Origin of the sequence: Pseudomonas sp. NFIX28 (assembly GCF_900107395.1) — a bacterium.
In the GTDB taxonomy this organism is placed as follows: Bacteria; Pseudomonadota; Gammaproteobacteria; order Pseudomonadales; family Pseudomonadaceae; genus Aquipseudomonas.
In genome coordinates this window covers 140,107-159,234 of sequence record NZ_FNPW01000012.1, presented here as the reverse complement: position 1 = coordinate 159,234, position 19,128 = coordinate 140,107, and the positions used below count along the sequence as shown (strand labels likewise).

The following is a 19,128-nucleotide window of genomic DNA, read 5'->3' as shown; positions in this document are numbered from 1 at the left end:
TTTTCGCGTGGTATTTTTTCTGTCACACCGGCACTTTATGCTGCAGGCCAAGTCAGTAGGAAGACTGCCCGCAAGGCTGCTCGACAAGAAGGTTGCCCTTACCCCCGCAAACCCGCAAGGAGTCCGCCATGGACGATTACCAAGAAGAACTGCTGGAATTCCAGGCTTTTGAGCTGGACCCGCTGGAACCCGCAGAAGACGCCACCGAGCTGTAACGCCGGTGGCGTTTTTTTTAGGCGGACTGCCGATGGCTGCGACGAAACTCGCCCGGTGTCTGGCCGCTCCAGCGCTTGAAGGCGCGCTGAAAGGCCTCGGCTGAGGCAAACCCCAACAGATAGGCAATTTCCCCGAAGGCCAGTTCGGTATCGCGAATGTAGGTCATCGCCAGATCGCGGCGGGTGTCGTTGAGAATGGCGCGAAACTGCGTCCCTTCCTCGGCGAGTTTGCGGCGCAAGGTCCAGGTTGGCAGCTTCAGGCGTGCCGCCACTTCTTCCAGGTCGGGCTCCCGGCCACCATTGAGCAAAGGCCCCAGCAACTGAGTGATGCGTTCACGCAGGCTGCGGGTGCGGGTCAGTTGCTCCAGTTCCCGTTCGCACAGTTGCAGCAGATGGCGCCAGGTACTCGGGCAATGTTCGACATTGCGCTGGGCCAGGCTGGCCTGGCTCAGGCGCAGCTGATTGTGCTCGGCGCCGAACTGGATCGGGCAATCTCCCAGGCTGCTGTAGCGGTCGCGGTAATCGGTCTGGGCGAATTCGATCTCGATGCGTTCGGCCTTGACCGGCAAGCCGAGGCTGCCCAATTGCTGCAGCCAGCCGGCCAGGATCGAGTCCACCACAAAGCGGTTGTAGCTGTTGTAGGGGCTGATGGAATAGAAGCGCAGCCAGGCGCCGTCGGCGTCTTCGTGAAAGCTCGACTGGCCGCGATAGTTCGAGCCGTACAGGGCCTCGAAGCGGGTCAGGCAGCGCGCGGCTTCGCGTACGGTCGGCGCCTGGGCGGCGGTGACGCCCGCGAGCCCGGCCTGGCTCAGGCGGCTGAGCTGGCCCATGCGCAGGCCCAGCGCCGGGTCGCCGGTCAGCTGGATCGCCGCGTGGCCCAGTCGCATGTAACGCGGAATCGACAGGCGCGCCCCGGCCTCGGCCAGGCGCGCGGCATCCAGCCCGTATTGCTCCAGCAGCGGCTGCGGGTCGAGGCCATGGCTGCGCACCGCGTCGGCCAGGCTATGGACGAAGCCCACCGACAAGTCTCCGAGGCGCATCGGCTGGGGCTTCATGGCTTACAACCAGATATTCAGCAAACGCGCGCCACGGGCATCGCCATCGGCGAAGTGCTCGCCGTTGCTGTTGATGAAGCTTTGCCCGGCGCTGCCCTGATCCCAGAACTGGCCGCGCAGAAACACGCTGACGCCGGCGCTGGCCAGGCTGCTCGGTGCGCGGCTGGTCAGGGTCAGGCGGCGCCAGGCTTCGCCTTCGCTGACTTCTTCCGGCTTGAGGCTGACCTCGCTCGGGGTCGAGAGGTTCTTGTAGCCGCGCCATGGCTTGTCCCACGCGCCACGACCCATGACGAATGCCGGGACCGCCACCAGTTGCGCGCCCTGGGCATTGAGCTTGCGATAGTTGTCCGGGTACCAGCTGTCGCTGCCGATCAGCACGCCCAGGCGGCCGGCGGGGGTGTCGACGACCTGGACGGCCTGGTCGGCGCTGGCCTGGATGAAGTCGCGCTCGTCGAACGCCGGGTACAGCTGGCGCTGCGGCTGGCCGATCGGCAACCCATCGCTGCCGAAGACCAGGGTGGTGTTGTACAGCGCACCGCTGCCAATGCGCAGGTTGCTGTCTTCGATCACCGGCTCGGGCAAGACGATGGAACCCGCTACCAGGGTGACGCCAAACTCCTTGGCCAGGCCGCCGAACAGCCGTTGGTATTGCTCGGCCATGCTCCTGGCCTTCATCCGCAAATGCGCGTCGTTCAGGCGATTGTCGCCCTTGGCGGTGATCAGGGCGCGCAGGAAGGGCAGCGGGTTGCTCACCGCCAGCCAGTTCATTGCCTCTTGCAGGCTGGCCGCCTGGTACAGCTCGTTTTTCTCGCCGCTGACCATCAGCCAGGTGCCGATGTGCTCTGGCAGCACCACCACGGTTTTTTCGTTCAGCAGCCCCTGGTCACGGGCCTGTTGCAGGTAGGCCGCGAGCTTGCGGTGCAGGCGCTCGGGGCTCTGGTAGTCGGTGGGGAAGAGTTCGGGCTGGATGCCCAGCAGGTTGCCATGGTCGGCGGGCGTGCCCTGGTCCACCGCGAGCTGGATGCGCAGGTCGGAAAGATAGTGGCCAATCGGCCGCTCGCGGGTCCACAGCGCGTAGCTGGTCAGGGCGGCAATCAGGGCCAGGGTGAAGGTGAAGTACAGAAGTTTGCGCATGGGAAGACAGTCGGCAGCCGTGTGCGGGATTCGCTGACTAGGGTAGGGCCCATGTCCGCGATTGCCAAGGCCGGGCTGCGCATTTGGATCAATAAGTTGTCAGTTACGGTCATTGAGCGCCTTGGGGGCTGCTCTTAGTCTGTCGAACATGACCGACGGAGGCCGCAGAGCTTCCGCATTTTTTCCGTGATCGTTCGATGTGGAGTTACCGATGGCCGCCGCTCACTACCCGCATTTGCTGGCCCCGCTGGACCTGGGCTTTACCACCCTGCGCAACCGCACGCTGATGGGCTCGATGCACACCGGCCTGGAAGAAAAGCCCGGCGGTTTCGAACGCATGGCCGCCTATTTCGCCGAGCGCGCCCGCGGCGGCGTGGGCCTGATGGTCACCGGCGGCATCGGCCCCAACGATGAAGGCGGCGTGTACTCGGGGGCGGCCAAGCTGACCACCGAAGAAGAGGCGCTCAAGCACCGCATCGTCACCCGCGCGGTCCACGAGGCGGGCGGCAAGATCTGCATGCAGATCCTCCACGCCGGGCGTTATGCCTACAGCCCGAAACAGGTGGCACCGAGCGCGATCCAGGCGCCGATCAACCCGTTCAAGCCCAAGGAGCTGGACGAAGAGGGCATCGAGAAGCAGATCCGCGATTTCGTCACCTGCTCCACCCTGGCGCAGCAGGCCGAGTACGACGGCGTCGAGATCATGGGTTCCGAGGGTTACTTCATTAACCAGTTCCTCGCCGCGCACACCAACCACCGGACCGACCGCTGGGGCGGCAGCTACGAGAACCGCATGCGCCTGCCGGTGGAAATCGTCCGCCGCGTGCGCGAAGCGGTAGGCCCGAACTTCATCATCATCTTCCGCCTGTCGATGCTCGACCTGGTGGAAGGCGGCAGCACCTGGGAAGAAATCGTGCAATTGGCCAAGGCCATCGAGCAGGCCGGCGCGACCATTATCAACACCGGTATCGGCTGGCACGAAGCGCGGATCCCGACCATCGCCACCAAGGTGCCGCGTGCCGCTTTCAGCAAGGTCACGGCCAAGCTGCGCGGTTCGGTATCGATCCCGTTGATCACCACCAACCGCATCAATACCCCGGAAGTGGCCGAGCAGATCCTCGCCGAAGGCGACGCCGACATGGTCTCCATGGCGCGGCCGTTCCTCGCCGACCCGGAGTTCGTCAACAAGGCGGCCGCGGGACGTAGCGATGAAATCAACACCTGCATCGGCTGCAACCAGGCCTGCCTGGACCACACCTTTGGCGGCAAGCTCACCAGTTGCCTGGTCAACCCGCGGGCTTGCCACGAAACCGAGCTCAACTACCTGCCGGTGCAGCAGATCAAGAAGATTGCCGTGGTCGGCGCCGGTCCCGCCGGGCTGTCCGCCGCGACCGTGGCGGCCGAGCGCGGCCACCAGGTGACGCTGTTCGATTCGGCCAGCGAAATCGGCGGCCAGTTCAATGTCGCCAAGCGCGTACCGGGCAAGGAAGAGTTCTTCGAAACCCTGCGCTACTTCAAGCGCAAGCTGCAGACCAGCAACGTCGAGCTGTGCTTGAACACCCGCGTCGATGTCGCGCAGTTGGTGGCTGGCGGTTATGACGAAATCATCCTGGCCACCGGCATCGCGCCGCGCACGCCGGCGATTCCGGGTGTCGACAACGCCAAGGTGCTGAGCTACCTGGACGTGCTGTTGCAGCGCAAACCGGTGGGCCGGAAGGTGGCGGTGATCGGGGCGGGCGGCATCGGCTTCGACGTTTCCGAATTCCTCGTGCATCAGGGCGTGGCGACCAGCCAGGACCGGGAAGCCTTCTGGAAGGAATGGGGCATCGACACGCACCTGGAGGCCCGTGGCGGCGTTGCCGGCATCAAGCCCGAGCGTCATGCGCCGGCGCGCGAGGTCTTCCTGTTGCAGCGCAAGACTTCCAAGGTCGGCGACGGCCTGGGCAAGACCACCGGCTGGATTCACCGCACCGGCCTGAAGAACAAACAGGTGCAGATGCTCAACAGCGTCGAATACCTGAAGATCGACGACGCCGGCCTGCACATCCGCATCGGCGAGAGCGGCGAACCGCAGGTGTTGCCGGTGGACAACATCGTCATCTGCGCCGGCCAGGACCCATTGCGCGAACTGCACGAAGGCCTGGTGGCCGCCGGGCAGAACGTGCACCTGATCGGCGGTGCCGACGTGGCCGCCGAGCTGGACGCCAAGCGTGCAATCAACCAGGGCTCGCGCCTGGCCGCTGAACTCTGATCCAGCGGTAATCATGGCCACTGCGATTGCGGATCGCGGTGGCCTTGTTGCGTCCGCTGCGCGGCTGATCGCAGCCTGTGGCAGCGGCTACGAAGTAGGGGGTGTAGCCGCTGGCGAAGCCTGCGATCGGGGCCGCAGGACCCGCTATCAGGGGCTCCACGGTTTTGCTGATAGACTCCCGCCTCATTCCTTCCAAACCTCCGCATCCATGGCGTTTCCTGCTTCCTTCGACTGGCTGCTCAGCGCGCCCCTGCAACCCCTTGCCCTCGACTGGCTGTCCCGCGCCGGGGTAGAGGTGGCGGTGCTGCGCCTGGACCAGATCGACCCGCTGATCTCTGGCAACAAGTGGTTCAAGCTCACCCCGCATCTGGCGGCGGCGCGCCAAGCCGGCGCCCGGGGCATCGTCAGCCTGGGCGGCGCGCATTCCAATCACCTGCATGCATTGGCGGCCGCCGGCAAGCGCTTTGGCTTTGCCACTGTCGGGCTGCTGCGCGGCCATCCGCAGCAGACGCCCACGGTGCTCGACCTGCAAGGCTTCGGCATGCAGCTGCACTGGCTCGGTTACGCCGGCTACCGGGCACGGCACGAGCCTGGTTTCTGGCTGCCCTGGCAGGCGCAATACCCCGGGCTGTTCCCGGTGGCGGAGGGCGGCGCAGGCCTGCTCGGGGCGATGGGGTGCATGCCCCTGGTGACTCAGCTGCGCAATCAGTTGGATGCCTTGGGTTGGGACGATTATCACGGCTGGTGGCTGGCCGCTGGCACCGGCACCACCTTGGCCGGGCTGGTGCTGGGGGAGGCCGGTGCGCGGCCGGTGTATGGCGCCCTGGCGGTGCCGGAGGATCATGGCGTCGCGCAGCAGGTCGCGGCGATCGTGCGCGAGGCGGGGTTGCAGGCAGCGTCTTATGAACTGTTCGACAGCAGTCGCGGCGGCTTCGCCAAGGTCGATCCGCAGTTACTGGCCTTTATCGAGGCGTGCGAACAACGCAGCGGTATACCGCTGGAACCGCTGTATACCGGCAAGGCCCTGCTGGCCCTCAAGCAGCAGGTCGAGGCGGGGCGTTTTGCCGCTGGCAGCCGCCTGGTCTTCGTGCATACCGGCGGCTTGCAGGGCCGCCGGGGTTTCGCCGCGCCGTCTCCGCCTTAACCGCGCTTGGGCAACATGCGTTGTAGGGTGTTGTCGCGCACCAAATAGTGGTGATAAAGCCCCGCCAGCGCATGCAGCCCGATCAGCCAATAGCCGACGGTGCCCAGCAGCACATGCCAGTCTTCGAGCTGTTCGGCGAACTCTTTGTCTTCAGCCACCAGCAGCGGCAGGTCGATGCCGTAGAACATCACCTGATGGCCTTCGGCGCTGGTGATCAGCCAGCCGAGGATCGGCATGGCGATCATGAACAGATACAGGGCCCCGTGCATCAGCTTGGCCAGGAACGCCTGCCAGCTCGGCGGGGTCGGCAGGATCTTCGGCGCGACCCCAAGGCTGCGGGCGAACAGGCGCAGCCAGACCAGCACGAACACCGTCAGGCCAAGCATGAAATGCGCTTCCTTGATCAGCGTCCGGCCGTCGCTGCCCTTGGGAAAAATGCCACGCAGTTCGATGCAGGCGTACACCGCGATCAACAACACCAGCATCAGCCAGTGCAATGCAATCGACACCGTGCTGTAACGGTTGTCGGAGTTCTTCCAGGGCATAGGTCCTTCCTCGCTCATCAGGTCAGTGGCCTCCGTTCTTGCGACGGAGCGCTGTAACTGTAATCCGGTTTGCGAGGCGCTGCCCGGGGCATGGGTGGTTCGAGCGAGGGCTGGAAAAAGAAACGGCAGCTCCGGATCGGGGCTGCCGTTCGGGCGGGCGAGGGCAGCCTGTCAGCTGCTTTGCGGCATTTCGCCGTTGGCCAGGCGCTTGTTGATGTCGGCGATAACCTGCGGCAGGTCGGTGATGGTGTCGATCATGTAGTGCGGGCGCGAACCTTCGAACAGCGCGTGGATGCGCTGGCGCTCGCTGGCCAGGGTGTCGCTGCCCAGGGCGCGATAACCCTCGTAGGTCAGGCCCAGGGCGTTGCCGGAGCAGATCAGGGCGACGGTCCACATGCCGGCGCGGCGGCCTTCGAGAATACCCGGCATGGTGTCGTCGATCTTCACGCAGGCGGCGACGTCGTCGATCCCCAGGGCGATCACGTTGGCCAGGGCTTGGGCCGGCCATGGGCGGCCGTTCGGCACTTCATCGGTGGCCACCACGTGGTCGGCGACGTAGCCGTTGGTCGCGGCCAGTTCCACCACCTTGTCCATGACTTGCTTGGGGTAGCCGGAGCAGGAGCCGATCTTGATGCCTTGCCGGCGCAGCTCGGCAATGGTCTCCAGGGCGCCGGGGATCAGCGCCGAATGCTCGGCGATCTTTTCGATCTGCAGCGGCATGAAGCGCTGGTAGATGGCGGTGACGTCGTCGTCGGTCGGCGTGCGGCCGAACACCTTGCGATAGCGCTCGGCGACTTCCGGCAGGTTGCACAAGGTGCGGATGTGGTCCCACTTGCCCATGCCCATCGGGCCACGGGCTTCTTCGATGGAGACCTGCACGTCGAACTCGGCGAAGGCTTCGACGAAAATCTGGGTCGGCGCGAAGGAGCCGAAGTCGACCACGGTGCCGGCCCAGTCGAGGATGGCGGCTTGCAGCTGGTTGGGAGTGTTGTAGTTCATGTGTTGAAGTCCTGTGTGGGGGCGAGGCTGCCCGCGATGATGAGGTTGACCTGAAAGAGCGCAGTGCCCGCATTCGCGGGCGAGCCTCGCTCCTACAGGTTGTGTGTCGGGGTCAGATATCCAGTACTTCCATTTCCCGCAGCACCTCGGCGATGGCCTGGACCGCGGCGCGCATCCCGGCCGGGTCAACATGGCCGATGCAGCCGACGCGGAAGGTTTCGACCTGGGTCAGCTTGCCGGGGTAGAGGATGAAACCCTTGGCCTTGACCCGTTCGTAGAACTCCTTGAACTGGTAGCGCGGATCTTTCGGCGCGTGGAAGGTGACGATGATCGGCGCCTGGATCGCCTCCGGCAAAAAGCTGCGCAGGCCCAGTTGCGTCATGCCGTCGAGCAGCGCCTGGCAGTTGTCGGCATAGCGCTGGTGACGTGCCGGCAGGCCGCCTTCCTCGGTGTATTGCAACAGCGCTTCATGCAGCGCCGCGACCACGTGGGTCGGCGGTGTAAAGCGCCATTGGCCGGTCTTGACCATGTAGCTGTGCTGGTCGTGCAGGTCCATGGCCAGCGAGTGCGAGTTGCCGGCCGCCGCGGCCAGGGCTTCCTTGCGGGCGAAGACGAAGCCCATGCCGGGGACGCCTTCCAGGCACTTGCCGGACGCGGCGATCAGCGCGTCGAACGGCACCTGCCGGGCATCGATCGGCAGTGCGCCGAAGGAACTCATGGCATCGATGATCAGGCGCTTGCCGTGGCCTGCGACCACCTGGGCGATCTCCGGCAGCGGGTTGAGGATCCCGGTGCTGGTTTCGCAGTGGATCAGCGCCACATGGGTGATGGCGGCATCGGCTTGCAGCAGGCGATCGACATCGGCGGCGGTGGTGGGCTCGTCTTCAGCGGTTTCGAAGGTGCTGAAATCGCGGCCCAGCACTTGGCAGATCTTCGCCAGGCGCTTGCCGTAGGCGCCGTTGATCAGCACCAGGACCTTGCCGTCGCGGGGTACCAGGGTGCCGATGGCGGCTTCCACGGCGAAGGTGCCGCTGCCTTGTAGGGGCACGCAGTGGTGGCTGGCGGCACCGTCGACGATGGCCAGCAATTGTTCGCAGAGGCTGGCGGTGAGCTGGTTGAAACGGTCATCCCATGAGCCCCAGTCCACCATCATCGCCTGGCGGGTGCGGGCCGAGGTGGTCAGGGGGCCGGGAGTGAGCAGGATGGGCGCGGCAGTACTCATTCGGGTGTCCTCGCAGAAGCGTTGTGGGATGCGCTTGGATAAAAACTACGGGGCCTAAATTGCAGTTTGCGTTGTTATCAATCAAATTGTTTGTTGTTATGCCAGCCATAAGTGAGGCCGATAGATATGAACCTGTTCCAACTCCGCGCATTCGATGCCGTGGCCCGTGAAGGCAGCTTCACCCGAGCCGCGGCGCGGCTGTTCATCAGCCAGCCGGCGGTCACCGGGCATATCAAGGCGCTGGAGGAGCACTACCAGATCACCCTGCTGCGGCGCACCGCGCGCCGGGTGGAGTTGACGGAAGAGGGTACCAAGCTGGCGGCGATCACCCGCGCCATGTTCGGCCTGGCCGAAGAGGCCCAGGCCATGCTCGAGGCCAACCGGCAGCTGCTGACCGGGCGCCTGGAAGTCGCGGCGGACGGCCCGCACCGGGTGATGCCGATGCTCGCCAGCCTGCGGGCGCGCTACCCGGGGATCACCGTCAACCTGCGCCTGGGCAATGCCCAGGAAACCCTGGCGGCGTTGCTGTCGGAGCACGCCGACGTCGCGGTGCTGACCGAAGTCGAACCGCGCAAGGGCCTGCATCTGCAGAGCCTGGGCGAATCGCGGATCTGCGCCTTGGTGCCGCAGGGCCACCCATGGCTGGCCGAGCCCGAGGGCGTGCGCCTGGAGCAGCTGGACCAGGTGATCATGGTCCTGCGCGAACCCAGTTCGATTACCCGCCGCACTTTCGACCAGGCCTGCGCCCAGGCCGGGATCAACCCCAAGGTGCTGCTGGAACTGGACAGCCGCGAGGCGGTGACCGAGGCGGTGGCGGCGCAATTGGGGGTGGGCGTGGTGTCATCGCTGGAGCTCAGCCCCGACCCGCGGGTGTGCGCGGTGCCGATCATCGGCGAGGGGCTGCTGAACCGACACATGCTCGGCTGCATGGAGCGGCGTCGCGAGTTGCGCTTGATCCAGGCGTTTCTCGGGCTGGCGCCTGCCAGCTGATCTGTAGCCGCTGCCGCAGGCTGCGATAAGGCCCAGCGGGCCTTCCCGGGGCCTCAAGAGCACGTCCCGTTCCGGGCCGGGCGCAGCCTGCGGCAGCGGCTACAGAGGCAATAGCGGCTATAGGGAAGGGGCCAGGCTTTCGCGGACCATATCGAGAAAGGTCGCCACCACCCGCCGCGAACTCTGTTCGCGCAGGCACACCAGGGTTTCCGTCAGCCGGCGTTCGCAGTCGGTGATCGGCAGGGCGCAGACCCGGGAGTCGGCGCCGAATTCGGCGGCCGACACCACCCCCACGCCAATCCCCACCACCACCGCCTCCCGGGCGGCTTCGCGGCCTTCGACCTGGATCGCCGGGCGGATGCGCAAGCCGGCCCGGGCCATTTCCTCTTCCAGGGTCTGGCGGGTCACCGAACCCACTTCGCGCAGCACCAGCGGGGTGTCGTCCAGGTCCTTGAGGCAGATCGATTCGCGGTTCGCCCATGGATGGTTGCGTGACACGAAAGCCACCATCGGGTCGTTGCGCAGCGGCAGGCACAGCAGGCGTTCGTCGCTGACATCGCGGCCGAGCAGGGCCAGGTCGGCCTGGTAGTTGAACAGGCGGAACAGCGATTCATCGGTGTTGCCGGTCTCGATCTTCACGCTGATGCCGGGGTAACGCTCGCAGAAGCGGGCGATCTGCGGCAGCACATGCACCGGCGCGTCCACCGCCAGAATCAGGCTGCCGGTCTGCAACGCCCGGGAGTCCTGCAGCAGGCCATGGGCCTCGGCCTCGATGACGAACAGGCGCTGGGTGATGCTCAACAAGCGCTCGCCCAGATCAGTCAGGCGCACCGAGCGTTTGTTGCGATGGAACAGCAGCACGCCGAAACGTTCTTCGAGCTTGCGCACCTGGTCGGAGATCGCCGGCTGGGTGAGAAACAACCGTTCGGCGGCTTTGGTGAAGCTGCCGTGCTGGGCCACCGCATGGAAAGCCTTGAGTTGAGCGTGGGAAACCGACATCGCCGAACCTCTGACAAGCTGAGCTTATATTTGAAATACGATAAATCGATTTCACTTATTAATCCGTAATTGTTTCCATCGCCACAAGTCGCTGACCGGTCGGTCGACCGTCAGCCGGCCCTGAGCCTGTGCGTGCGCAACCCATCCCGGGAAACGGGAAAACAGGACTCATCTGACCAGTGCCACCCCTGAAAAAAGGGCGGCCCTGCAGTGCTCAACAATAAAAAACACAGGCGTTTTTCTCAATTCTGCCGGCACACTCACACCCTGAGGTCAGAACCACAATGAACAAGCAGATCGGCACCATCAAACGTTGGCGCGTACAGATTTTTGCCATCACCTGGCTGGCTTACGCCGCGTTCTACTTCACTCGCAAAGCCTTTTCCGTGGCCAAACTGGGGATCGCCGACGACCCCGCTTTCCATCTGGACAAGATGGCCATGGCCAACCTCGACGCTATCTACCTGACTGCCTACGCGGTCGGCCAATTCGCCTGGGGCATGCTCGCCGACCGCTTTGGCCCGCGGGTGGTGGTGCTGGGCGGGTTGCTGATTTCCGCTGCCGCGGCGCTGGTGATGGGCAGCGTCGCCACGTTGCCGATCTTCGCCACCTGCATGTTGATCCAGGGGTTGGCGCAGTCCACCGGCTGGTCGGGGCTGTGCAAGAACATCGGCAGTTTCTTCCCGGCCCAGCAGCGTGGCCGGGTGCTGGGGCTGTGGAGTTCCTGTTACGCCTTCGGTGGCCTGGTGGCTTCGCCTTTCGCCGGCTGGTGGGCCTACACGCTGGTCGGCAGCTGGCATGCGGCGTTTATTTCCAGTGCCGCGGTGGTCGGCCTGGTGGCCTTGCTGTTCTTTATTTTCCAGCGCAACAAACCCGAGGACGTGGGCTTGCCGGCGGTGGAGCCGGAACCCGAACCGAGCGCCGAGCAGGCCGATGCCGAGCGTCGCATCAGTGTCTGGGAACCGCTGCGCGAGATCCTGCGCAATCGCACGGTGCTGACCCTGGGGTTTGCCTACTTCCTGTTGAAGCCGGCGCGTTACGCGATCCTGCTCTGGGGCCCGGTGATCGTTTATGAGCAGATGCCGTCGGTGGGCAAGGTCGGCGCGGCGATCGTGCCCACGGCGTTCGAGCTGGCCGGGCTGCTGGGGCCGATCATGATCGGCCTGGCCTCGGACAAACTCTTCGGAGCACGGCGCATGCCGGCCTGCGTGCTCAGCCTGCTGGCGCTGACGGTGGCCCTGGCGCTGTTCATGGGCGCGCTGCACAGCGGCAGCGTGCTGCTGGTGGTGGTCTTGCTGTTTGTCATGGGCCTGACCCTGTACGGCCCGGACTCGATGATCAGCGGCGCCGCGGCCATCGACTTCGGCACCGCCAAGGCCGGGGCCACCGCCGCCGGTTTCGTCAACGGCTGCGGCTCGGTGGGAGCGATCCTCGGCGGCCTGCTGCCGGGCTACTTCGACACCGTCACGGTGTTCATCGTCTTCGCCGGGTGCGCGCTGTTTTCGGCGCTGGTGCTGATGCCGCACTGGAACAGCCGCCCGGCCGGCCTCAAGGCCAGCTGCGTCTTCGTCCCCAACCGGCCCTTGAGCATCAAGCCGCTGCGCGGTTGAACCTTCCTTTATCCCTTGCGCCCGCCGGCCTGCCGTCGTTCACCAACGGCCGGCCGGAGTGTGGCGCCACGCACGAGAGCACCCCATGAGACCCTTTTGGCTGGAACAGGCGCTGAACGCAGAAAGCGCCGAGGATTGCCCACCGCTGCAAGGTACTACCGGCACCGATGTGTGCATCGTCGGTGGCGGCTACACCGGGCTGTGGACGGCGATTCAACTCAAGGAGCAGGACCCGCGGCTGGACGTGGTGCTGATCGAGGCGGACATCTGCGGCGCCGGCGCCAGTGGGCGCAACGGCGGCTGCGCGCTGTCCTGGTCGGCCAAGTATTTCACCCTCGAGCGCCTGTTCGGCGTCGAGGAGGCGGTGCGGCTGGTCAAGGAGTCGGAGCAGAGCATCCGCGCCATCGGCACGTTCTGCGAGCGCTACGGGATCGACGCCGACTATCGCCTCGACGGGACGCTCTATACCGCCACCAACCGGGCCCAGTGCGGCGCTACCGATGGCGTGATCGCCGCGCTGGAGCGCCAGGGCATCAACTCGTTCGAGAAGCGCCCGCTGGCGGATGTGCAGCGCCTGGCCGGTTCCGCGAAACACCTGGAGGGCTGGTTTTCGCCGGCGGCCGCCAGCGTGCAGCCGGGCAAGCTGGTGCGCGGCCTGCGCCGCGTGGCCTTGCAACTGGGCGTGCGGATCTATGAAAACACCGCGATGACCGGGATGGAGGAAGGCGTGCCGGCGCGGATCCACACGCCCGGCGGCCAGGTCCAGGCGCGTTCCGTGGTACTGGCGCTGAACGCTTGGATGGCCCGCGCCTTTCCACGGTTCGAGCGCAGCGTGGCGATCGTCTCCAGCGACATGCTGATCACCGAGCCGCGCCCCGAGCTGCTCAAGTCGATCGGCCTGACCAGCGGGGTGACGGTGCTCGATTCGCGGATCTTCGTGCACTACTACCACAACACCCCGGACGGCCGGATCATGCTCGGCAAGGGCGGCAACACCTTCGCCTATGGCGGACGCATGCTGCCGGTGTTCGACCAGCCATCGCCCTATGCCGGGCTGCTGCGCCAGAGCCTCGCGGAATTCTTCCCGGCCTTTGCCGAGGTGCCGGTGGCGGCGACCTGGAACGGCCCGTCCGATCGCTCGGTCACCGGCCTGCCGTTCTTCGGCCAGATGAGTGCCAGCGGCAATGTGTTCTACGGCTTCGGCTATTCCGGCAGCGGCGTCGGCCCGTGCCACATGGGCGGGCAGATCCTCGCTTCGCTGGTGCTGGGCCTGGACAACCCCTGGACCCGTTCGCCGCTGGTCAACGGCCCCCTGGGCTACTTCCCGCCGGAGCCGTTCCGTTACCTGGGCTCGCTGCTGGTGCGCAACGCCATCCGCCGCAAGGAACGAGCCGAGGATCACGGCCACCGGCCGCGGCATCTGGACGTGCGCCTGGCCCGGCTCGCCGCGGCGGCGGGCAAGGCCGACAAGGGCTGAGGGGCGGGACAGGTGGTCGCGGATCTGACTTTTTGGTCGATTGGTGCCTTCAGGCCGTATAAACTTGCCCATCGCGTCGGCCACATCCAACTCGACGCCACAGATCAAAGAGAGTGAGTAATGGGCGCACAGTGGAAGGTTAAACACAAAGAAGCGGCAGCCAACGCCAAGGGCAAGATCTTCGGCAAGCTGGTCAAAGAGATCACCATTGCTGCCCGCAACGGCGCTGACGTCGCTACCAACGCACACCTGCGTCTGGTGGTGGAGCAGGCGAAAAAGGCCTCGATGCCCCGCGAGACCCTGGAGCGTGCGATCAAGAAAGGTTCGGGCCAGCTCGGCGAGACCGTGCAGTACCACCGCGTGACCTACGAAGGTTTCGCCCCGCACCAGGTGCCGCTGATCGTTGAATGCGTGACGGACAACATCAACCGCACCGTCGCGGAAATCCGCGTGGCGTTCCGCAAGGGCCAGCTGGGTGCTTCCGGCTCGGTGTCCTGGGACTTCAACCATGTCGGCATGATCGAAGCCGCGCCGGACAGCCCGGACGCCGATCCGGAGCTGGCGGCCATCGAAGCCGGGGCCCAGGATTTTGAGCCTGGGGACGAGGGCGCGACCCTGTTCCTGACCGAGCCTGCCGACCTCGACGCCGTGCAGAAAGCCCTGCCCGAGCAAGGCTTCACCGTGCTCTCGGCCAAGCTCGGCTACCAGCCGAAGAACCCGGTCAGCGGCCTGTCCGACGAGCAGATGGCGGAAGTCGAGGCGTTCCTCGAAGGCCTGGACAACCATGACGACGTGCAGGACATGTTCGTCGGCCTGGCGGGTTAAGCCCGGCCCGCTGAGTCGCGTTGTGTGAGCAACGCCTTCGCCCGCCAGCGAGCTCCTTGAGGAGCGAGCTGGCTGGCGATGTTCTTCAAATCCCCCGCAACACGTCCCCAACTTCGGCAAACCCCGGCCGCGCCAGCACCTGCGGCTGACAGCAGTCGCCGACCAGCGCTTCCAGGCGTTCACGCCGCTGCGGGCTCAGGCCCGGCTCGATGCGTTCCAGCAACTCCTCCAGCAAAATCCCGAAGGCCCGTACTTCGATGCGTTGCAGCGCCCGGGTTTCCTCGGTGTCGGCCAGCGCATGGAAGGACGCCGCGCCAAAATCCCCCAGCAGGCAATCGCCCTCCGGGTTCCACAGAATGTTATGGCCATACAGGTCGCCGTGGGTGATGCCCTGGCGATGCAGATGCGCGCCGACCGAAGCGATGCCGTGGGCCATGCGCAGGGCCACGTCGGCACTGAAGCGGGTGTTCTCGTCGTAGATGTCGCGGGTGCAGGAGGCCAGGCTCGGCAAGGCCGCCAGGTTGCGGTAGCGCGGCTCGATCAGTTGCATCACCAGGCCGTTCTGCTCCTGGGGGTGATCGCTGATCCGTCCTTCGACACGGATCAGGTTCGGATGCCGGCCAGCGCTGATGCAGGCGTTCATTTCGTGCAGCGGCGAGCCGTCGCTGGTCATGCTGCCCTTGTACAGCTTGACCGCCACTTCGCCCGGCGCTTGCCCGGGGCGCTGCCAGCGGGCCTGGTGGATCACCCCGGACGCGCCTTCGCCCAGGCGTTGCTGCAATTCCAACTCGGCCCAGGGAATGCGCGGCACCGACTCCAGCGCCGCGGCGTCGGCCTCGGATTCCAGCGGGTTGCCGGCATAGGCCAGCCAGGTCAGGCGCGGCAGGCCCAGCAGGAAGGCCGGCAGTTCGCCGAGGCGGTTGGCGGCGATGCGGACCAGCTCCAGCTGGTGGCACTGGCTCAGGCTCTGTGGCAGATGGCTCAGGCGGTTGCCGGAAAGCATCAACTTTTGCAGGTGCGGGCGCCGGCCCAGCTCCTCCGGCAGCTCCTCGATGCAGTTATCGGTGAGGATCAGCCAGCGCAACAACGGCGGCAGGGCCGCGGCGGGAACCCGCTCGATGCGGTTGGCCTTGAAGCCGACCATGCTCAGTTGCGCGCACTGGCCGACGCAGGCGGGCATTTCAGTGAACTGGTTGTCGGAGCAGAACAGCACCCGCAGGCGGGTCAGGCGATGCAGGTCGTCCGGCAGGCTGCTCAGGGCATTGCCGCTGAGGTTCAAGACTTCCAGCGAGTCCGCCAGGTCGAAGATTTCCCGGGGGAATTCGCTCAGACCGCAAGACAGGTCCAGGCGCTTGAGACCGGCCAGTTGGCCGGCCCGCAGTTGGGCAAGGGTATCCATGAACAGATTCGGCACTCAGGCTAGAGAAGGGCGCGCGGCCCTGGAAATGGCCGCCATGATAGCGGCGCAGGGCGGCAGGTGGCGACCGCCGGTTCAGCTGCGCGGCGTATCCGCGGCGATTTCCTGCAACTGGCCCAGGCGGCTGCGGGTGCGCGCCAGGTCGATGGCGTTGCCGCCCAGGCTCTCGCGCAACGGGCGCTGGCCGATCAGGGTGAGGTGTTTGTCCTGGTCGTACAGCACGTCGATCAGGTTGATGAAGCGCTGCTGGACGGCAATCGGGCATTCGCCCAGCTCGGGCAGCTCGTCGATGATCCAATGGTCGAAACGCCGGCTCAGCTCCAGGTAGTCCATGACCGCGGTCGGTTGTTCGCACAGGTCGCCGAAGGCAAAACCCACGCTGCGTTGCGCGCACAGCCGTACCTGCAGTTGACGCGCGCCGACCATCAGCGGCGAACTCGCGCCGCCGCGTTGCGGCAGGCCCAGGTCCAGGCGCTGCTGCTCGCTGCCGGGCCACAGGTAGCGGCCCTGGGTGAACACCTGTTGCGAATGGCTGCGGGGCTGGCTGCGGTAATCGTGGGGGCCGCCGACCTCCATGACTTGCATGCGGCTGCCGATCAGGTCGATCACCGGCTTGAAGCGCGCGTGGTACAGCGGGTTGGGCAGCAAGCCCTGGGGCGCGTAGTTGGACGTCACCAGCAGCAGGATGCCGCGCTGGAACAGCGCCTTGAACAGCCGCGTGATCAACATCGCATCGCCGATGTCGTGGACATGGAATTCGTCGAAGCACAGCACGCGGCAATGGCTGAGCAGCTCGTCGAGGGTGGCTTCCAGGGCGTCGGGCCGTTCGCGGTGACGGAACATGCCGTGATGCAACTGGGCGAAGAAGTCGTGGAAGTGCAGACGCTGTTTTTCCGTCAGCGTGATGGCCTGGAAGAAACCGTCCAGCAGCCAGCTTTTGCCCCGTCCCACCGCGCCATGCAAATACAGGCCGCGACAGGCGTGTGGCTTGACATCGGCCTGGAGCAGGGCGTTGGCCTGCTGGGCCATGTAGTCGATCACGCGCTGCTGGCTGTGGCTCAGGGTGTAGCCCTGGTCGTGGGCCTTGTGCCGGAAATACTCATGGATCGCCCGGCCGTGGCTGGTGCTGGCGGCGGGCCTGGCGCAAGCCTTGCCGAAGAACGCGCGCAGCCTGGGCCAGCGCGATGGGCGTAGCGAGCGGTTTGGCGGTAAAACGGCCAATGGTGTCACCCCCGATGGTTCCAGGCCCGCTCCCCCCTGGAACCGGCGCGGTAATTTATCCAATCCCCGGCCTGGCATCCAGCGCTGTCTGAACCTGCGGTTTTATTCCACGGAAAGCTCGGGTCGGTACAGCCGCTTGCCCGTGTCACTGCGCGCGACCACTGTGCGCGACCATGGTGCGCCGGGCGCTGCACGGGCCGTTTCAGGAGTGCTTCGAGGGCGTGCGACGTGCGGCCGTACTGGCGATTTGCGTGGCGCTGGCTAACCTGAGCTGTACCTATCGTTCCTCGAAAGGATTGAGGCGTTGAATGGCAAGCTGGTTTTCGCAGTCATGAGCGTGCTCTTTGGCGCGACGGCATGGGCCGCAGAGCTCCAGGTGGAGGTCCGGATCAACGTGCTGCGTGGCTGCCAGCTGGTGGGGCAGCCGCGCGACGCGGGTGTCGAGCAGCTGGGCGTGCTGGATTTCGGCAGCAGCCCGCGCCTGGACAACCCCGCCGGCCCCCTCAGCGCGGCGCTGCTCGACACCCGCCTGCCCAGGCTCGAATGCAACCCGGACACCCCTTATCAATTGCGCGTCGACGGCGGGCAGCACGGCGGCGTCGGCGAAGTGCGCTACCTGGCCGGCAGTGCCGAACACAGCAAACCCATCCCGTATCGCCTGTACCAGGACGCGGCCCGGCGCATTCCGCTGCCGGTGAATGTGCCGGTCAGCGGCCGGGTGCCGGACTCGGGGTCGGTGGACTTGCCTCTGTACGGGCGGATCGAGCCCTTGGCCGAGATCCCGCGGGTCAGCCGTTATTCCGATCTGCTGAAAGTGACGGTCACCTGGTAGTGGCCGTGGGGGGCTGCCCGGCGAAATCGGGCAGTGCAGGGAGGCCGTTCGCGGTGAGCGGTCACAGTGAAAATCCTGATGGATCTGGGATGGGCGACATGACCAATAGACGCTGGGCGCTGGCGGCCCTGGGTTCCCTGCTATTGCTGGCCGGCGCTGCGCAAGCGGCGATCAACGGGCAGATCCTGGCGCGGCTGACCATCATCGCCGGCTGCGAAGTGACCAACGGCGCGACCCGCACGGTCCTGGGCCCGGACAGCGATTTCGGCCTGCTGGATTTCGGCCAGCAGGGCCCGACCTGGAGCAGTCCGCTGAATGCCGCCATCAGCAGCACCGGCAATGGCCGCCTGGAAGTCGCCTGCAACCCTGCGGTGACCGGTTTCACCGTGACCATCGACGGCGGCATGAATGGCGATGGCAACACCCGGCGCCTGAGTAATGGCCGCCAGACCATTGCCTATCGGCTGTTCCTCGATGCGTCCGGCAGCCACAGCTACAGCATCGGCCAACAACACTATTTCGCCGTTACCAGCGCAGCGCAGATACCGATCCCGGTGTTTGGCTCGGTGGTCGCGAATACCAGCGCGCTGCCGGCGGGGGTCTACACCGACACCCTGACGGTCACGCTGGATTGGTAAACCCACGGAGGACGAATGTCATGCACATGCTTGTATCCCGGATCGCTTTGCCGCTGCTTGGATTGGCCATGTTTTCCGTGGCCCAGGCCGCGACGGTCACCGGCCAGATCACGTCCAGCCTGATTCTCACCAGCAGTTGCCAGGTCAATGGCGCGGGCGGCAGCAGCGGCCTGAACTTCGGCGCCCTGAACTTCGGCACCACCGACAGCCTGTTCACCCAAGCCATGGCCCAGGTACTCGGTGGCGGCGGCGGAGCCTTGTCGATCCTCTGCTCCAGTGGCACCAGCCCGGTGGTGACGGTCCGCGCGGGCGCCAATGACGGCCAGTCCGCCGGCGGCACCCGGGCCCTGGCCGATGGCAGCGGCAACTTCGTGCCTTACGACTTGTACACCGACTCCGGGCACACGCAGCTCCTGGCCATCGACGATGCCATCAACCTGGCCACCAGCACCGGCGTGGCGCAGACCGTCAATATCTACGGCAAGGCGCTCGGCAAGGCTGGCCTGCCGGCGGGCACCTATACCGATACCGTCGCAGTCGAACTGACTTTCTGA

The 19,128-nt window shown here is 65.7% G+C and carries 18 protein-coding genes; 10 read left to right on the top strand and 8 right to left on the bottom strand.

The features are described from left to right. The first annotated feature begins 92 nt into the window (after positions 1-92). The gene (locus BLV20_RS31800) at positions 93-215 is read left to right on the top strand and encodes a hypothetical protein (RefSeq protein ID WP_256577865.1); all 123 of its coding nucleotides are present in this window, start codon (positions 93-95) and stop codon (positions 213-215) included. 17 nt (positions 216-232) lie between these two features. Here the strand turns inward: BLV20_RS31800 and BLV20_RS22055 are convergent, their stop codons facing one another. Continuing rightward, on the bottom strand, positions 233-1,270 hold the full coding sequence (locus tag BLV20_RS22055) for an AraC family transcriptional regulator (protein WP_092304575.1): 1,038 nt from the start codon (positions 1,268-1,270) through the stop codon (positions 233-235). A gap of 3 nt (positions 1,271-1,273) precedes the next feature. Continuing rightward, entirely contained in the window at positions 1,274-2,404 is a 1,131-nt protein-coding gene (locus BLV20_RS22050; RefSeq protein ID WP_092304574.1) for a carbon-nitrogen hydrolase family protein, read from the bottom strand. Positions 2,405-2,615: 211 nt separating this feature from the next. Between BLV20_RS22050 and BLV20_RS22045 the strand changes: the two genes are divergently transcribed. Beyond that, positions 2,616-4,655 (top strand): NADPH-dependent 2,4-dienoyl-CoA reductase, encoded by a 2,040-nt coding sequence (locus BLV20_RS22045; RefSeq protein WP_092304573.1) that lies wholly within the window; start codon positions 2,616-2,618, stop codon positions 4,653-4,655. Between the two features lie 208 nt (positions 4,656-4,863). Continuing rightward, positions 4,864-5,799, top strand: a complete 936-nt coding sequence (locus tag BLV20_RS22040; RefSeq protein ID WP_092304572.1) for a 1-aminocyclopropane-1-carboxylate deaminase/D-cysteine desulfhydrase — start codon at positions 4,864-4,866, stop codon at positions 5,797-5,799. Here the strand turns inward: BLV20_RS22040 and BLV20_RS22035 are convergent. The 3 genes from BLV20_RS22035 to BLV20_RS22025 all read right to left on the bottom strand — a co-directional run bounded on the left by BLV20_RS22035 (position 5,796) and on the right by BLV20_RS22025 (position 8,565). Further along, the gene (locus tag BLV20_RS22035; protein ID WP_092304571.1) at positions 5,796-6,344 is read right to left on the bottom strand and encodes a cytochrome b; all 549 of its coding nucleotides are present in this window, start codon (positions 6,342-6,344) and stop codon (positions 5,796-5,798) included. The genes BLV20_RS22040 and BLV20_RS22035 overlap by 4 nt on opposite strands. A gap of 171 nt (positions 6,345-6,515) precedes the next feature. Further along, positions 6,516-7,343, bottom strand: coding sequence for a phosphonoacetaldehyde hydrolase (phnX, locus tag BLV20_RS22030; RefSeq protein WP_092304570.1), 828 nt, complete (start codon positions 7,341-7,343; stop codon positions 6,516-6,518). A 112-nt stretch (positions 7,344-7,455) separates the two neighbouring features. After that, the gene (locus BLV20_RS22025; protein ID WP_092304569.1) at positions 7,456-8,565 is read right to left on the bottom strand and encodes a 2-aminoethylphosphonate--pyruvate transaminase; all 1,110 of its coding nucleotides are present in this window, start codon (positions 8,563-8,565) and stop codon (positions 7,456-7,458) included. 126 nt (positions 8,566-8,691) lie between these two features. Here BLV20_RS22025 and BLV20_RS22020 point away from each other — a divergent pair, with 126 nt between their 5' ends. Further along, complete coding sequence (locus tag BLV20_RS22020; protein WP_092304568.1) at positions 8,692-9,555, top strand: LysR substrate-binding domain-containing protein; 864 nt, start codon at positions 8,692-8,694, stop codon at positions 9,553-9,555. 117 nt (positions 9,556-9,672) lie between these two features. On the opposite strand, the gene BLV20_RS22015 is transcribed toward BLV20_RS22020, so the two are convergent. Next, positions 9,673-10,554 carry a LysR family transcriptional regulator gene (locus BLV20_RS22015; protein WP_092304567.1) on the bottom strand — a complete coding sequence of 294 codons (882 nt, stop codon included), beginning with the start codon at positions 10,552-10,554 and terminating at the stop codon, positions 9,673-9,675. 284 nt (positions 10,555-10,838) lie between these two features. Between BLV20_RS22015 and BLV20_RS22010 the strand changes: the two genes are divergently transcribed. The 3 genes from BLV20_RS22010 to BLV20_RS22000 all read left to right on the top strand — a co-directional run bounded on the left by BLV20_RS22010 (position 10,839) and on the right by BLV20_RS22000 (position 14,466). Then, positions 10,839-12,164, top strand: coding sequence for an MFS transporter (locus tag BLV20_RS22010; RefSeq protein WP_092304566.1), 1,326 nt, complete (start codon positions 10,839-10,841; stop codon positions 12,162-12,164). An 85-nt stretch (positions 12,165-12,249) separates the two neighbouring features. Continuing rightward, entirely contained in the window at positions 12,250-13,641 is a 1,392-nt protein-coding gene (locus BLV20_RS22005) for an FAD-dependent oxidoreductase (RefSeq protein ID WP_092304565.1), read from the top strand. 120 nt (positions 13,642-13,761) lie between these two features. Beyond that, positions 13,762-14,466, top strand: a complete 705-nt coding sequence (locus BLV20_RS22000) for a YebC/PmpR family DNA-binding transcriptional regulator (RefSeq protein ID WP_007927175.1) — start codon at positions 13,762-13,764, stop codon at positions 14,464-14,466. A gap of 85 nt (positions 14,467-14,551) precedes the next feature. Here BLV20_RS22000 and BLV20_RS21995 read toward each other — a convergent pair whose 3' ends face one another. Together BLV20_RS21995 and zapE are read right to left on the bottom strand one after the other, a co-directional pair. After that, positions 14,552-15,865: a leucine-rich repeat-containing protein kinase family protein gene (locus tag BLV20_RS21995; protein WP_092304564.1), complete on the bottom strand. Its 1,314-nt coding sequence runs from the start codon at positions 15,863-15,865 to the stop codon at positions 14,552-14,554. Positions 15,866-15,958: 93 nt separating this feature from the next. Next, positions 15,959-17,104, bottom strand: coding sequence for a cell division protein ZapE (zapE, locus tag BLV20_RS21990; protein WP_092304563.1), 1,146 nt, complete (start codon positions 17,102-17,104; stop codon positions 15,959-15,961). Between the two features lie 331 nt (positions 17,105-17,435). Between zapE and BLV20_RS21985 the strand changes: the two genes are divergently transcribed. The 3 genes from BLV20_RS21985 to BLV20_RS21975 all read left to right on the top strand — a co-directional run bounded on the left by BLV20_RS21985 (position 17,436) and on the right by BLV20_RS21975 (position 19,128). Beyond that, the gene (locus BLV20_RS21985) at positions 17,436-17,936 is read left to right on the top strand and encodes a Csu type fimbrial protein (RefSeq protein ID WP_371914334.1); all 501 of its coding nucleotides are present in this window, start codon (positions 17,436-17,438) and stop codon (positions 17,934-17,936) included. A 98-nt stretch (positions 17,937-18,034) separates the two neighbouring features. After that, on the top strand, positions 18,035-18,574 hold the full coding sequence (locus BLV20_RS21980) for a Csu type fimbrial protein (RefSeq protein ID WP_092304629.1): 540 nt from the start codon (positions 18,035-18,037) through the stop codon (positions 18,572-18,574). 20 nt (positions 18,575-18,594) lie between these two features. After that, positions 18,595-19,128, top strand: a complete 534-nt coding sequence (locus BLV20_RS21975) for a Csu type fimbrial protein (RefSeq protein ID WP_092304561.1) — start codon at positions 18,595-18,597, stop codon at positions 19,126-19,128.